A 14,968-nucleotide genomic window follows, 5' to 3' on the forward strand; every position below is an offset into this window, starting at 1 on the left:
ACGGGAACCCCGGTCGAGGAGCCGGGCCGACTGCCCTCGGTCCGGCTCCCTCGCCGCCCCTTGTCTGCACCCTCGTCCGGTGATGTTCACGTTTCGTCAATAACTTTCCTGGGCAATCCCCTCCTTGAAACCGTCCGCCCCGAGTTTCAAGGAGTTCCCATGAAATCCTTCGTACGTCGCGTCGTCGTGCCCATCGTCGCCGTGCTCGTCGGGTTGCTGCCCGGCGTGATCGCGGTCGAGCAGGCCTCCGCGCTCACCAAGATGACCCACTCGCAGGCCGCCTCGATCTTCCGCGCGGCCGGCATCACCTGGTCGTCCACCGGCGGTTGCTCCGACTGGAACGTCTCCACCTGCACCTCGTTCACGAACATCAACGACAGCACGGTGTACGGCGCCCGGACCCTGAAGCAGGCGAGCGGCTGCGCCGTGAACATCACCGGCGGCACCGAGGTCGGCCACGCCAGCGGCACCTACAGCCACCGCAACGGCTACAAGGTCGACATCTCCGTCTACACCTGCGTCAGCAACTACATCCGCAACACGTTCACCCGCATCGCCAACCGCGGCGACGGCGCCCAGCAGTGGCGCTCCGGCGCCGGCAACATCTACGCCAACGAAGGCAACCACTGGGACATCACCTACTACAACTGCGGCGGCTGCTGACCCGTCCGCCCACCCCGCGCCCGCCTCCGGCAATCTCCGGCGGCGGGCGCGGGGGCCGCGCAGTTCGTGGTGCGGGTGTGTTGGCCCCGGCGCCGCGGTGTTTTGAAGATGAAGCGCGTTCCGGCAATTGCTGGGGATGGGCGAGAGCTGCGTACGCACTGACAGGAAGTACTGCGTTCCCACTGCGCAGCAACCGAAGCGGTACGCGTGGAGATTGACGCCGCGAGCAACGTCTTCCTGTCGTTCGGTACGGCGGGCCCTGTGCAGAAGCCCGTGGTGGACTTCTCGCAAGGCGAGCCAGCCGCCTGACCACCTCGCGGCGGGCTGATCACTACCCGAGCCGGTGACGGAGGAGTGACGTCGGAGTCTGCGTGGGGAGGTGCACCAGCTAGGGTTCTGGGTGTGATCACTCTGCTTTCCGGCCACACCTTGCTGGTGTTCGTCGGCATCCCTGCGCTGGTCGTCGTGGTGGTGGCGCTGCTCGTCTTCGCGTCGTCGATCGCGAGTGGTCCGCGCTACCGTCCGGGCCTGTCCTGGTGGGCTCCGCCGGTCTGGATCGGCGGGCCGGACGTCAACGCCAAGCCGGACCCGGCCAAGCTGCCCGAGCTCCCCGGCGGCCCCAACTCCGCGATCGCCTCCACCGGCGTCGCCCGCACGACCGGAGGCGCAAGTGCCAGCTGGTGACGCATTCACCCCGGAGCAGCTGTATGACCTCGAGCGCGCGGTCCGGTATGCCGAGGAGGTGTCCGGCCTGCACTTCTCCGTGTACGTCGGCGGTGCCGACTCCGAGACCCGCCCGTTCGCGGTCGAGCTGCTGAACGAGCTGGAAGACCCGGACGGCAGTGTCCTGGTGTACGTCGACCCGGCCGGCCGCCGGCTGGAGATCGTCACCGGCGCCACCGCCAAGCGTCAGCTGTCGGATCACGCGGCCGGTCTCGCGGCGCTCAGCATGCAGACCTCGTTCGCCACGGGCGACCTGACCGGCGGCCTGGTCACCGGCGTCCAGCAACTGGGCGACCACGCACACCAGGCCCCGCTGCTGCACGCCAACGAACCCCACAAGCAGTAGGACCGCTCCGCCTTCGCCCGCTCCCGCTCAACTGCCGGAGCGGGCGAACTGCTGTCCGGATAAATCGCGAGAAGCCCGAAACCAAGTCGGGTAGAAAGGCCGGGTGGAAACAGCTGTGGGCTTGAAGCCGACGCGGATCGAAGTCGACGAGCTCGTACTGCGCCCGCTGGTCGCGGGGGACGAGGCCGCGGTGGCGGTAGCTATGGCGGACCCGGACATCCTCCGGTGGACCGCGGGTTCTGCCGTAGTGCGGACGCCGGCTGATCAGCGGGCGGTGAAGTGGCTCGAGTCGCGGATCGACGGGTGGTCGCGGAACAACGCCGTGTTCGCGGTCGCGGACGCGGCGACCGACGTACTCCTGGGTTCTGTCACGCTCCGCGACGTGAACCGGGTCCCGGACCAGGCGGTCGTCGCCTACTGGGTGAGTCCCGTGGCGAGAGGGCGGCGGCTCGCGGCGCGGGCGCTGGACGCGGCGGCCCGGTGGGCGTTCACCTCACCAGGCGACGGCGGCCTCGGGCTGCATCGGTTGTCGCTCGACCACGCCCTCGTCAACGTCGGCTCCTGCCGCGTTGCGACCCGGGCCGGCTTCCTGCTCGAAGGCACGATGCGCGACTACTACGTCGAGGCCGACGGCAGGCGCCATGACTCGCACCTGCATGCCCGCCTCGCCACCGACCCCCGACCCGCGGAGCGTTTGTAGAGCGGGTGTGGAACAGCTGTTGACCGGGGTGCGGGACGGTGAGTGCTCGACCTTGGGAGGGGTTCCGGATGAGCGCGCCGATCTTGACCTATGTCCACGGCAGTGACCCGATCTCGCGGGCGGGAGTGATCAGCCAGTTGCGGTCCCGGCCCGAGATCCGGCTGGTCCACGAGATGGAGGTGGACGAGGCCGCGGTCGCGGTCGTCGTCACCGATGTGCTCGACGACAACACCGCCCGGACGATGCGAGCGCTGCGCCGCGGCGACCTGCCCCGGCTGCTGCTGGTCGCGACGGTGCTCGACGAGGCCGCGCTGGTGGTGGCCGCGGAGATCGGCGTCGGCGGGTTGCTGCGCCGGATCGATGCCACCCCGGAGGCGCTGGTCCGCACGATCGCGCGGGTGGCCGCGGGGGACGGCGAGATCCCGTCCGATCTGCTGGGCCGGCTGATGGAACAACTCGGCCGCCTGCAACGCCAGGTGCTGGCCCCGCGCGGCCTCACCTTCACGGGGCTCAGCCCTCGCGAGGTCGACGTACTGCGGTTGGTCGCGGACGGCCTCGACACCGGTGAGATCGCCGAAGAACTCAACTACAGCGAGCGGACCGTGAAGAACGTGCTGCACGAACTCACCACGCGGCTCCAGCTCCGCAACCGCTCACACGCGGTCGCCTACGCGGTCCGCGAAGGTCTCATCTAGTGCCCTGTGTCGGCTAGGAGTCCCTCGAGAGTTCGGGTGGCGACTCTCGCGGCCAGCTGGCCGGGGCGGCTGGTCAGCGGATGGGTCGCGAACGCCTGCCAGGACGTTAGCGCTGCCAAAGCAGCCTCGCGTACTTCGTCCGCCGAGGCGTCCGCGCCCAGTCCCAGCCGCGCGCTCGGGTCATGACCCGAACCACCGAGCAGGCGATCGAGTTGTTCGACCCGCTCCGGCTTGAGGGTGATCCCACCGGACCTCAGCTCGGACAGCAGCCGGATCTCCTGGAACTCGTGCGCCCCGGCACTGATCTCTTCCACCCGCGCCTGCAGTTCGGTGGCGGCGTCGAAGTCTCCCGAGCGCAGGAGATCCGCCAGCGCCGCCACCGCAGAGTACGACTTGAGCACCCGGCTCCGGGTCTCGAACTGACGAACCAGGATCGTCCGCAGCCGGTTCAGCCCACTTCGCTCGGTGAGTTCGGTGCTCAGCTCGGACGAGTTGGTCGCGGTACCGCTGCGGATCAGCTCGACGCTCAACCGCACGCCGTACAGTCCGAGCCGTCCTAGCAAGTGCTCGCGTTCGAGCTCGGTGACCGGGAGTCCGGTCGGTGTCGAGGTGAACCGGTCGGCGGTCAGCAGCAGTTCGGCGACCTCTTCGCCCGGTGCCCGGGCGATGGTCGCCAGCAACGCGTACTCCGCCTCGCGCAGGGTGGTCGCCGTGTGGCCGAGTAACCCGTTGACCGGCACGATCACGGGGCACAACCGATGCAGTCTCGGCTCGGCCTCGTAGCGTTTGGCGACCCGCTCGGCGACCTCCATCGAGTCGAGCCGGCAAGAGCCGATCTCGTCGGCCCGGGACAGGACGCCGATCGCGTTCATCGGCGTACCGTGCGCTAGTTCGTCGTCGTGGAAGGATTCCAGGAACCGGATGTCGCTGGAGTGGGTGTGCCGGAGCAGGTACAGGATCGCGTCCGCGACCGGGACCCGGCCGTCGTCCGCGGCCAGCACACGCTGGGTCCGGGCTGACACGTCGGCCGAGATCGACGCGATGCCGGGGGTGTCGAGGATGGTCAGCTCCCGCAGCCTGCTGGTCGGCCAGCCGATCTCCAGGTGGTCGACGTCTGCCGGTCGCAACCCGCCGAGGTCGACCTGCAGGGCGCCGCCGTCGCGGTCGTAGGGGCGTTCGCGGGGTTTGCCCTCGAGCGGGAACAAGGTCGCGTGCGGCCGGTCGTCGAGGGAGTACCAGGTGACGATCTTGGTGCACTCGCCGGCGTCGGTCGGGGCCAGCTCCTCACCGAGCAAGGCGTTCAGCAGCGTGGATTTGCCGGCCTTCACCTTGCCGGCGATCGCCAGCCGGAGCGGGCCGGTCAGGCGGGCGTGGATCTCGGCGAGCTGCTCGCGGTCGTCGTCGGTCCGGGCCGCCTTCCTGGCCTGGTCGAGGACGGCGAGGATCGCGCCGGACAGGTCGTCAGTCATCGTCGTCCACCTGGTCGTCGTCGATCATCTGGTGAGCTGCCGCGCCGACACCGATCCCGGCGGCCGCACCGATCGCGGGGCGGGCGCCGGCCATCGCCACCTCGCGAAGGCCGGAGCGGAGTGAGCGCAGGCGATCGCCTTCGGCGGCGAGTTCGGCGGCCCGCGCGGACTGTGCGGCGGGTGGCAGTTTGGCGGTCCGGTCGGCGGCGGTCAGGGCGGCTGCGGCGGACCGGTGGATCAGGCCTGCCCGTTCCTGGAAGTCGTCGCGGAGCTGGCGCTGGGTCTTGCGGAGACTGTCGCGGGTGTCCTTGTTCATCACGAACGCGACCTCGTCGACGTACCGGCGGACGGCGCCCTTGGCCTGTTGCTGGCGGTAGGTGCGCTGGCGCTTGCGTTCGTCCTTGAGCAGCTTGCCGCCGATGCCCGCGCCGAGGGTGGCCGCGACGCCGGCGACCGCGATCACCGGCAGGAACAGCGAGCCGAGGCTGAAGACGATCATCGGGACGAAGATCCCGGTCCGGCCGGCCATCATCAGCGAGGCGAGCCGGCCGCCGGGCATCGACAGGGTGCTGACCGAGGCCAGCTCGAGCTGCTCCAGGTCCGTGCTGAACTGGGACAGCTCGACCTCGACCTCGGTCCCCGCCTCCAGGTCGAAGGCTTCGGCGACGCGCTCGCCGAGGTCGCGTGCGCGTTCGATCAGTAGGTCCCGGTTCGCTACTCCGGCCACGGCCACCTGGCGGCGCAACCAGACCTCGGTGTCGCCCCAGGTCTCGTTCGGGTCGCCCTGGTCGATGATCGTCTCGACGTCCCGCATCACCGTGCGCAGCCGGCTTTGCAGGTCGTGCTCGACATCGGCGACGAGGTCGGCGATTCCGTCGGACAAGGTCTGCTGCCAGGTCGCGCCAGCCGCGGTGAGACCGGCCGCCTGGTCACGAGCCTTGGTGAGCTTGGAGAGCACCTCCGGGCGGCTCTGCGGTTTGGTGAGTACCACGCGCTCGGCGTCGGACTCCTGCGCGAGTTGCGTGGCGACGAAGTCGACCTCCTGCGCGATCGTGGCCGCTGCGCGCGTAGTACCCGGTACTACGACTGCTGTGGCCAGGAACTCCACGAGTGGGGCGAATCCCGACTCCTCGTTGAGCTCTGGGCGCTGAGCTGCGCGCAGGCGGAGGAACGAAGACACCGGGATGATCGGCAGGTCTATTCCGGCTGCGGCGAGGTGTGATGTGTTCAGCTCGACTATGCGTCGCCACTGGCCATACAGGTCGGTCTTGGTGATCACCACGGCGGCTGCAGGGCAACGGGAGACTGCTGTCTGAAGGAACTCGAGCTCGGGGGCCGTCAGCTCCTGGGCAGCATCTGTGACGAACAGGATCGCGTCCGCCGCGGACAGCGCGGCCAAGGTGAGCTGGCCGTGGACGGAGTCGAGACCACCGACACCTGGGGTGTCCAGCAGGCTCAACCCCGACCGGAGCATGCGGTGCGGGACTTCGACCGTGACGGACTGCAGACGGCCTTCTTCGGCTCCTTCGCTGGATTCGGACACCAGTTGCGCGATCTGGTTGAGGGGCGCCGGGAAGCCAACGGGGTCCTGTCCGGGGATCCCTTGCCGGTAGGCGGTCAGGCCGGGGCGGTCGCCGTACCGGACGAGCGTCGGCACAGCCGTCACGATGTCGGCGTCGACTGGGCAGACGGCGGTCTGCAGCAGCGCGTTCACCAGGGTGCTCTTGCCGCGCTTGAACTCGCCGACCACCACAGCTGTCACCGTCCGCGAGTCGAGCTTCTTCTTCGCCGAGTCCAGCCGGGCCGCAAGGTCCGGTCGCTTCCTCTCCTGGGTCAAGGTCTTGCCTTGGTCGATGGCGGCAATGAGTTGCCCCACGTTGGTCTGTGGTCTTGGCCGTGGGGGAGCGGGTGCCGGCGGCGCCTCGACGACGGGTTCCGGCGCGGGCTCGACCACCGGAGCCGGCTCGGCGACAGGTGCGGGCTCGGGCTCGGGCTCGGGTACTGGCTCGGGCTCGGGCGCGGCGACGGGTACTGGCTCGGCGACGGGCGCGGGTTCGGCTTCGGGCGCGGGCTCAGTTGCTGGTTTTGTGGGTTCTGGGTCGGTCCAGGCCAGGTAGTGGTTGCAGGACGCGCAGAACATGGCGTCGTCGGGGTTCGAGCGTCCGCAGTTGCCGCAGTTGATCATCTGGTCTCCGATCCGCCACAGTGGGGCTGGGGAGGTGGGGACCATCGAGGATGTCTGCACGGCGTGCGGGGAACGCAACCCGGCCGGCTCGGCCTTCTGCTTGTACTGCGGGGTCTACCTGGGCTGGGACGAGGCGAGCACTGCCGACCAGCCGGCCACGCGCCAAGCCGTTCCGTCCGCCGAGACCTCTGCCTACTCATCGCAGAACCCGACCCAGCCGCAGAGCGTCCAGGGGCAACTCGCCGCCCAGGGCCAGCAGCCCACCGTCCAGGCCCAACCGGTCGCCGGCTGGCGGTCCAGCGATCCGCCCTGTCCCCAGTGCGGCCAACCCAACGCCGTAACGCTCAGGTTCTGCAGTAAGTGCGGCACTGCGTTGCGGCCCACCCAACCGGTGAGTCAGGTGCAGAGAGCGGCGGTCCCCCAGACCTGGTGGCAGCGCTTCAGGGACCCGACCGATCGCCGCGCCCGTCGCGAGTACCGCCGCAGCCTGCCACCGCTCTATCGCTGGCGCCGGGTGATCATCGCCGTCGGCCTGCTGGTCGCAGTACTGGTGTTGTTGTCGCTGATCGGGAAGGACCCGGTGGGCTGGGCCAAGGACAAGTTCTACGCCGTTCGTGGCACCCTCGTGGTCGCTGATCCGGTCGACTACGCAGGAAGTCCGCCGGAGTCTGTTGCCAAGGGGTACGATCCCGCCGCGCTCGGGTCCGCCGCCGTGGACGATGCCTGGGCCACGGCTTGGACTCCACTTGCTCCGCTCGACGGCTGTCCTGGCAAAGCCGCAGCCAAGGGCTTGGTGAGTTTGACCTTCAAGGATCCCGTCCGCGTTCGGCGGCTGGATGTGCGCGCTGGGCTGCCGGCTGACAACGCCAAGCGCACACTGCAGTTCCGGCCGAGCGTGCTGCTTGTGATGTACGAGGGCCGCTGTAGCGAGTTGCAACTGAAGGACATCAGCGATCTCCAGCAGCTCAAGCTCGACACCGGCGTGCCTGTCAAGCAACTGCTGGTCGCGGTCGGTGCGACCTATCCGGGCCGTACTGATGCCGCCGAGAACCTGACAGCGCTGACCAGCCTGGCTGTACTGTCTCGTCCCCGCTAGCTGGGGGCCACGGCAGGTTCGTAGAGCAAGCATTGCGTGGGGTGCACCTCCTGCACCTTCTCGGACTGACAGGTGGCTACCGCTTGGTCCCGCGAGGCGGTTGGCCCCAGGTAGACCACCCAGACGTCAGCCAGTCGCGTCTTCTTGTCGGCCATGGTCAGCCCCTGGTATTGGCCTGTGGCGTGCAGCACCTTCGCGTCGACTCCGTCGCCCTTCAGTTTCGCGGCCAGCTCCTTGGCCGTCCGTTCGGCGTTCCCCGTCGCTCCCGGCAGAAGTTCGAGGACGGCAATCCAGCCGCCCGGCGTGAACGATGGGGCATCTGGTCCGACGGTGACAGACGGCTGGCCGGACTGCGTTGGGCCTGAGGTGGGAGGTGTTGAGCTGCTGGCCCCGGCAGGCGACTCACTTGTGGGTCCACTCGACGGCGTTCCGCTCGAGGGCGCACCGCTGCTTGGCTGGCCGGAAGTCGGTGTGACCACCGCTTTGGCCGTTGTTGCGCAGACTACGGAGGAGAGCGGGCCTTCGAGTTTGCCGTTGATCGCACTCAACGTGAAGCAGTACTTAACGCCGGCGTCGAGCCCGCTGACGTTCATGGCAGTCATCTTCACGTCGACGCCCCGGTCCGTCTTGTTGATATGCCCGCCCTGATCGACGTGGTGGAGCGCGTAGGAGTCGATGTTGGTCAGAGGAGTCCAGACGAGTGCGATGGCACCGGGACCGGCCGGTGCGGCCGTGAGCACAGGTTTGGCAGGCAGCGTCGTCCCGTCGCCCGCCGGGGTGGTCGCAGGACCGCCGCGAGTCAGGGCGAATGCCAGTACGCCGATCAACGCGACCCCCACCACCGTGGCGGCCATCACCACGCCGCGGGACAGGATCGGCTTCTGGGTAAAGGCTCCATCGGCAGTCGGCCGGCCCGGATCGGCACCTGCGACCTCCGGTGTACCCAGTGGACGAGGCGGATCGGGCTCGCCCACCACCTTGAACGGCAGTCTGTTGTTCGAGCCGCGCAGTACGGGCTTGCGGGTGCGGGCCTTGATCCGCGCCGTCACTGTGGCGCCCAGCGGGACGTCGACCACCTCCGGGCGGATCAGGAACCCGAGCGCCTGGTCCGGGTCGGACGCCACGATCCGCAGCCGGGCCGGGGCGTTGCCCCAGTTGCTGAACTGGATCGTGTGCAGCCCCCGCCAGCGGCCGGACGAGGTGACCGGGGTCAGCTTGGCCTGCAGGCCGAAGACCTGGCCGATCTCCAGCTGGCCTTCCACCACCGCGCTGCTCGACGGGTCGACCTGCGACTTCGCCCGGATCCCGAACGGCACCGTGCCACCCGGACCGGTCGGCCCGGCCGGCGGGCTGAACACAACCGTGGCCGTCTCCTGCTGCTGGGGATAGACGGACAGCACCGGCGGCGTCACCTCGGCCCACGGGATCGGCTGCTCGCCGACGACGTCCAGGGTGTAGCTCTCGACGATCGTGCCCGGGTTGAGGACGGTGAACTCCGCCCGAGCCTGCCCGCCGGGCTCGACGGTCAACTGCGTCGTCTCCAGCCGCAGTACTGGGTCCGTCACTCGGCCCTCCCCCCACTCAGCCGTCCGGCTCGATCGCCGGTGTCGGTCTCAGGCTAAGCCCGTAGTGCGTACCTCGTGGAGGGCCAGCCGCCTGCCTGCTGGTGCAGCCCCGTTTGCCCGATAGGGCAGTCGACAGTGCCCCAGGCTCGACCCTCGCCCGCTCCGGGCCCGCGCGGCCCGGGCAGAACACTCGTTCACGTGATCCAAGAGGTGGACTCGGCGCTGCAGGCTCTGATCCAGCGCGAGGCGATCGGTGCGCGGGACGTCGAGGTGGTGTTCGACGCCCCTACCAAGGATTGGTCGAGCCGGCGTAACGCTCCCACGATCGACGTCTACCTCTACGACATCCGCGAGGACCTCCGCCGCCGCGAGCGCGGCCTGCTGAACGAGTATGACGACGACCAGCGGATCACAGCGCGGCACCTGCCACCCCGCTACTTCAAGCTGTCCTACCTGGTGACGGCCTGGACCCAGCGGCCCGAAGACGAGCACCGGCTGCTTTCCGGCCTGCTCTCCTGCTTCCTGCGGCACGACGCGCTGCCCACAGACCTGCTCACCGGCCCCCTGGCCGAGCTGGGCCTCTCGGTGCCGGTCTCGATCGCGCTGCCGCCGCCGGAGGACCGCTCCTTCGCCGATGTCTGGTCCGCACTCGGCGGAGAGCTCAAACCGTCCCTGGACCTGGTGATCTGCGCACCGACCCCGACCGGTCGCGTCTACGAGGCGGCCACGCTGGTGGATCAGCCGCCGCGGGTGTCGATGGGTGGCACGGATGGCTGGCCGCCGCGCGAAGAGGCAGGCCGTACTGCCAACAAGCCGCAGCGCCCCAATCCCCGGCGGCCGCGCAAGAGGACCGGGTGACTACCCACGGGCTGGACTATCTCCTGGCGCGCCTGGGCCTGGTCGAGGACCGGATCCGGGCACTGGTGGCTCAGCGCCGTGCGGACGATCCCGCGATGGACGACCCGTTCCGCGGCCTGTACGTCAACGACGAACTCGTCGACCGGCTGCTCAGCGGCGAGGCGCACACCGCGGTCGTGGACCAGGCCGCGGCCGCCGGACTCGAACGCTCAGCCGACGAATTAATTGCTGAGGGCAACGTCATTCGGCTGCGCCGGCTGGCCGCCGTCGCCGGGCTGTCGGAGCTGGACACCGAGCTGCTGGTGATCGCGCTGCTGCCTGATCTCGACAGCAGGTTCGAACGGCTCTACGGCTACCTCAACGACGACGTGACCCGGCGGCGTCCGAGCGTGGGACTCGCGCTGGAACTCGCCGGTGCCTCGTCGATGTCGTCGGTTGCCCGCGGCCGGCTGATGGCGAGCGGGCCGCTGGTGGATCGTGGCCTGCTGATCGTGGAGGACCCGGAGCGGCCTTTCCTGACTCGCGCGATCCGGGTACCGGACCGGGTGGCCGCGCACCTGCTCGGGGACGACCTGCCCGATCACCGGCTGGTGCCGATGCTGGCGGAGCTGACGCCGTACAAGACCGACGCGAGCGCGGACCTCGGTCGGACCCTGGCGGCCGGCGTACGGCTGGTTCATGTGCGCGAGCACGAGGCAGGCACCGGGCAGTCCATCGCGGCGGCGGCTTTGGCGGCCGCGGGGCGGGATGTCGTCGCGATCGACCTGACCCTGATGGCGCGCGACGCCGATCCGCTCGGCCTGGCCGTGATCGCCGGGCGTGAGGCGTTGCTGCAGGACGCGGGGCTGGTCGTCGGGCCGGTGGAAGCTCTGGCCGAGGCGTCGCTGGAGTCGCTGCACCGGCTGAGCCGCTGGGAAGTGCCCGTGCTGTTCATCGGCACGACGACCTGGGACCCGCGGTGGAGTCCGGAGACCCCGCTGACGGTGGACGCGCCCGTACTCGGCGCGCATGACCGGATCGAGCTCTGGCGCGAACACCTGAGCGAGTCGGAGCTCGATCCCGAGATCCTGGCGGCCCACCTCGCGCTGGGCCCCGGTCAGGTGCGGAACGTCTTCAAGACGGCGGCCGCATCGGCCCTGCTGGCGGGCGCTGCGATCACCGCAGACGACCTGCGCCGCGGAGTACGGGCTCAGAACGCGGCCGGACTCGAGCGGCTGGCCCGAAGGATCGAGCCGGAGGTCGGGTGGGCTGACCTTGTCCTTGCTCCTGCTGTACTGCGTGCGCTGCAGGGGTTGGCAGCTCGGGCGCGGCACCGGGACACCGTGTTGACCGACTGGCGAATGCGGCGCGGCGGGGGGCGCGGCCGGGGCGTGACCGCCTTGTTCGCGGGCGATTCCGGCACCGGCAAGACGATGTCGGCCGAGGTGATCGCGACCGAGCTCGGGCTCGACCTGTACACGGTCAACCTGGCGACCGTGGTGGACAAGTACGTCGGGGAGACCGAGAAGAACCTGGAGCGGATCTTCAGCGAGGCCGGCGGCGTCAACGCCGTGCTGTTCTTCGACGAGGCAGACGCGATCTTCGGCAAGCGCAGCGATGTCCGCGACGCGCACGACCGGTACGCCAACATCGAGAGCGCCTACCTGCTGCAGCGGTTGGAGAGCTTCGACGGGCTGGCGATCCTGGCGACCAACCTACGGGCCAACATCGACGACGCCTTCACCCGGCGGCTCGACGCCATCATCGACTTCCCCGCGCCGACCCCGGACCTGCGGCTCCGGCTCTGGCAACAGTGTCTGGCGCCACCGCTGCCGCTCGGGGACGACCTGGAGCTGGAGTTCTGCGCGCAGTCCTTCGAACTGGCCGGCGGCAACATCCGGTCGGCTTCGGTGAGCGCTGCCTACCTAGCCGCCGAGTCCGGCCAGCCGGTACGGATGGTGGATCTCATCACGGCGGTCGGCCAGGAGTACCGCAAACTCGGCCGGCTGGTCCTGGAACGCGAGTTCGGTCAGTATTTCCCGCTGCTGGACGGACAAATGCCGGGGATGCGCGCAAACTGACTGCTACAGGACTCCGGGGGGACTGACGATGGGATACCGACTCGGCGTCGACCTCGGGACCACGTTCACGGCCGCGGCGACGTACGACCTGGGCAGCGGCAAGCCGCCGTCGATGCTCGGGCTGGGGAATCGCGCCCTGCAGATCCCGTCGGTGTTGTTCCTCCAGGAGGACGGCCAGTTCCTGATCGGCGAGGCGGCCGAGCGCAAGGGGTCCATCGATCCCGCGCGGGTGGTGCGGGAGTTCAAGCGGCGGATGGGTGATCCGGTTCCGTTGCTGGTGGCGGGTACGCCGTTCTCGCCGCAGGCGTTGACCGCGCGGCTGCTGGCGTGGGTGGTCGCGGCCGCCACCGAGCGGCTGGGGTCGGCGCCGGACGAGGTGGTGCTGACCTTCCCGGCGAACTGGGGTGAGTACAAGCGGGACCTGCTCGACCAGGTCATCACGATGGCGGACGTCGGACCGGCCAGGACCTGTCCGGAGCCACAGGCTGCCGCCGTCCAGTACGCGGCGCGGGCCCAACTCGACCCCGGCGCCCGGGTCGTGGTGTACGACCTGGGGGGCGGCACCTTCGATGTATGTGTGCTGGAGAAGACCGGGGCCGGTTTCACGATCCTGGGCAGTCCGGACGGTGTCGAGCACCTCGGCGGGGTGGATTTCGACGAGGCCGTCTTCCAGCACGTGGTGGGATCGCTGGGCCCGGCGGTTACCGACCTCGATCTGACGACGCCGGAGGCCAAGGTGGCGCTGACCCGGCTGCGCCGCGACTGCGTCGAGGCCAAGGAGGCGCTGTCCGCCGACGTCGACACGGTCATCCCGGTGACTCTGCCCGGCCACATCACGTCGGTGCGGCTGACCCGGTCCGAACTGGAGAACCTGATCGGCCCGTCGATGCAGGACACCGTCGAGGCCACCAGCCGCGCACTGCGCGTGGCCGGCATCTCCAGCGACGAGCTCACCGCGATCGTCCTGGTCGGTGGCAGCTCCCGGATCCCGCTGGTCAGCCATCTGCTGCAGAGCACCTTCGGTACGGCGACCGCCCTCGACACCCACCCCAAGCACGACATCGCCCTCGGCGCCGTCCTGTACACCTCGTCCGAGGCCGCGGTGGAGCAGCCGTCTCCGGTACGACGCGACGGGCAGGCGGCGCGGGACGCCCGTGCCCTGGCGGACGCACGAGTCTTGCGCGAGGTCCTGCCTCCTGTCGCTCAGCCCGACCCAACCGCGGCCGACACCCAGCCGATCCCGACCGATCAGGCCGAGACCCAGCCGATCCCCAGCCAGGCCGACACTCAGTCGATCCCCGCCCAGGCGGATACCCAGCAGATCCCCGCTGCCACGACGTTGCTGGGGACCGGGCCTGCCGGCGCCGGACCTTCCGGCCCTGGCGCGGACCAGGGCAACCCGTGGTGGCGGAACCGCTGGTTGGCGATCGGCCTCGCCGCGGCCGCAGTACTGGCAGTGGTAGTCGTCGGCGCCCTTGCCCTGCGAGACGACGCTCCTGACGAGGCCCAGCAAGGCCCGTCGACGCCAGCCCCGAGCCCGGGGCAGTCATCCGTAACGAGCGCGCCTACGTCCGCCCCGACGTCTGCACCGACATCCGCCCCGACCCGTGTCGTCCCCGGCGCCCCGGGTATCTATGGCGTGGCGGTCAGCAGCGACGGGCGCCGGATCTACGCCAGCAACGCTGACCTGAACACCCTGTCGGTGGTCGACATCGGCGGCGGCAAACTCGCCGGACCCCCGATCGCGGTGGGCAGCCAACCGCGAGGGGTGGCCGTACTGCCGGACGGCACCCGCGCGTACGTCGTCGCCGCCGATCCGGGCACCGTGACCGTGATCGACACCGCGACACTCGCGAAGATCGGCCGCCCGATCAAGGTCGGCAGGATGCCGCTCGCGATCGCCGTCCATCCGACGGCCGCTCGGGCCTACGTCACCAACACCGGATCGGACAGCGTGTCCGTCATCGACACGGCGGAGAGCAGGATCATCGCCACCATCCCCGTCGGGGACAATCCGTTGCAGGTGACGCTCTCGCCGGCTCGCGGCCGCGCCTATGTCGCGAACTACGGGTCGAACAACATCTCCGTGATCGACACCAACACGAACCGGATAGTCGGCAAACCGATCGCGGTACTCGCGAAACCTCATGCGCTGGCGCTCAACCCGGACGGCACCCGGCTGTACGTCACCCACATCGAGTCGAACGAGGTGTCCGTGATCGACACGTCGTCGGGATCCGTCATCGGACCGTCGATCACGCTGCCCGCGAATGCCTGGGACATCGCGGTCAGTCCGGACGGCCGACGGCTCTACGGCACGCTCCACGACCGCAACCAGGTCGTGGTCATCGACACGTCGACGCTCCACCCGTTCGCCCCGCCGATCTCTGTCGGCAAGAACCCGACCGACATCGCCAAGAGCGCCGACGGGAAACACCTGTACGTCGGCAACAACAAGGCCGGCACGATCTCAGTGATCAACACCACCTCCAACCGCGTCGAGACCACCATCTCCGTCCCGAAATAGGGCGGCAGCATTCGCTCGGCCTCGGCCGCCTGGTGCCGGAACGCGAGTTCGGCGGGCATTTCCCGCTGCTGGACGGACACG

12 protein-coding genes are annotated in these 14,968 nt (G+C 69.4%); 9 read left to right on the forward strand and 3 right to left on the reverse strand.

Annotation, left to right across the window (positions count from 1 at the left end):
- Positions 1–159: 159 nt before the first annotated feature.
- The 5 genes from ACFPJ1_RS17600 (at position 160) to ACFPJ1_RS17620 (ending at position 3,127) form a co-directional block, all read left to right on the forward strand.
- Entirely contained in the window at positions 160–663 is a 504-nt protein-coding gene (locus ACFPJ1_RS17600) for a hypothetical protein (RefSeq protein WP_380105090.1), read from the forward strand.
- A gap of 402 nt (positions 664–1,065) precedes the next feature.
- A complete protein-coding gene (ctaJ, locus tag ACFPJ1_RS17605; RefSeq protein WP_380105092.1) occupies positions 1,066–1,347 on the forward strand; it encodes an aa3-type cytochrome oxidase subunit CtaJ in 282 nt (93 codons plus the stop codon).
- Positions 1,334–1,732 carry a DUF5130 family protein gene (locus ACFPJ1_RS17610; RefSeq protein WP_380105093.1) on the forward strand — a complete coding sequence of 133 codons (399 nt, stop codon included), beginning with the start codon at positions 1,334–1,336 and terminating at the stop codon, positions 1,730–1,732. The genes ctaJ and ACFPJ1_RS17610 overlap by 14 nt, the downstream gene beginning before the upstream one ends.
- Before the next feature lie 103 nt (positions 1,733–1,835).
- Complete coding sequence (locus ACFPJ1_RS17615) at positions 1,836–2,432, forward strand: GNAT family N-acetyltransferase (protein ID WP_380105095.1); 597 nt, start codon at positions 1,836–1,838, stop codon at positions 2,430–2,432.
- A gap of 68 nt (positions 2,433–2,500) precedes the next feature.
- The gene (locus ACFPJ1_RS17620) at positions 2,501–3,127 is read left to right on the forward strand and encodes a response regulator transcription factor (protein WP_380105097.1); all 627 of its coding nucleotides are present in this window, start codon (positions 2,501–2,503) and stop codon (positions 3,125–3,127) included.
- Here ACFPJ1_RS17620 and ACFPJ1_RS17625 read toward each other — a convergent pair.
- Positions 3,124–4,596: a dynamin family protein gene (locus tag ACFPJ1_RS17625; protein WP_380105099.1), complete on the reverse strand. Its 1,473-nt coding sequence runs from the start codon at positions 4,594–4,596 to the stop codon at positions 3,124–3,126. The genes ACFPJ1_RS17620 and ACFPJ1_RS17625 overlap by 4 nt on opposite strands.
- Complete coding sequence (locus tag ACFPJ1_RS17630) at positions 4,589–6,781, reverse strand: dynamin family protein (protein WP_380105101.1); 2,193 nt, start codon at positions 6,779–6,781, stop codon at positions 4,589–4,591. The genes ACFPJ1_RS17625 and ACFPJ1_RS17630 overlap by 8 nt, the downstream gene beginning before the upstream one ends.
- Positions 6,782–6,815: 34 nt before the next feature.
- Here ACFPJ1_RS17630 and ACFPJ1_RS17635 point away from each other — a divergent pair, with 34 nt between their 5' ends.
- A complete protein-coding gene (locus ACFPJ1_RS17635; RefSeq protein ID WP_380105103.1) occupies positions 6,816–7,877 on the forward strand; it encodes a hypothetical protein in 1,062 nt (353 codons plus the stop codon).
- Here ACFPJ1_RS17635 and ACFPJ1_RS17640 read toward each other — a convergent pair.
- Complete coding sequence (locus ACFPJ1_RS17640) at positions 7,874–9,442, reverse strand: hypothetical protein (protein WP_380105105.1); 1,569 nt, start codon at positions 9,440–9,442, stop codon at positions 7,874–7,876. The two genes, ACFPJ1_RS17635 and ACFPJ1_RS17640, sit on opposite strands and share 4 nt — an antisense overlap.
- A gap of 198 nt (positions 9,443–9,640) precedes the next feature.
- Between ACFPJ1_RS17640 and ACFPJ1_RS17645 the strand changes: the two genes are divergently transcribed.
- From ACFPJ1_RS17645 to ACFPJ1_RS17655, 3 genes are read left to right on the forward strand one after another with little or no spacing between them, the layout of a single operon-like run.
- Positions 9,641–10,300, forward strand: coding sequence for a Pvc16 family protein (locus tag ACFPJ1_RS17645; RefSeq protein ID WP_132297541.1), 660 nt, complete (start codon positions 9,641–9,643; stop codon positions 10,298–10,300).
- Entirely contained in the window at positions 10,297–12,360 is a 2,064-nt protein-coding gene (locus tag ACFPJ1_RS17650; RefSeq protein WP_380105106.1) for an ATP-binding protein, read from the forward strand. The genes ACFPJ1_RS17645 and ACFPJ1_RS17650 overlap by 4 nt, the downstream gene beginning before the upstream one ends.
- A 28-nt stretch (positions 12,361–12,388) precedes the next feature.
- Complete coding sequence (locus ACFPJ1_RS17655; protein WP_380105108.1) at positions 12,389–14,887, forward strand: Hsp70 family protein; 2,499 nt, start codon at positions 12,389–12,391, stop codon at positions 14,885–14,887.
- Positions 14,888–14,968: the final 81 nt, after the last annotated feature.

This window comes from Kribbella qitaiheensis, assembly GCF_042657745.1.
Classification (GTDB): domain Bacteria; phylum Actinomycetota; class Actinomycetes; order Propionibacteriales; family Kribbellaceae; genus Kribbella; species Kribbella qitaiheensis.

Bases quoted from the DNA above. Each gene is read 5' to 3' on its own strand.
- ACFPJ1_RS17600 (WP_380105090.1), top strand. From the start codon at position 160: ATGAAATCCTTCGTACGTCGCGTCGTCGTGCCCATCGTCGCCGTGCTC.
- ACFPJ1_RS17620 (WP_380105097.1), top strand. From the start codon at position 2,501: ATGAGCGCGCCGATCTTGACCTATGTCCACGGCAGTGACCCGATCTCG.
- ACFPJ1_RS17625 (WP_380105099.1), bottom strand. From the start codon at position 4,596: ATGACTGACGACCTGTCCGGCGCGATCCTCGCCGTCCTCGACCAGGCC.
- ACFPJ1_RS17630 (WP_380105101.1), bottom strand. From the start codon at position 6,781: ATGATCAACTGCGGCAACTGCGGACGCTCGAACCCCGACGACGCCATG.
- ACFPJ1_RS17655 (WP_380105108.1), top strand. From the start codon at position 12,389: ATGGGATACCGACTCGGCGTCGACCTCGGGACCACGTTCACGGCCGCG.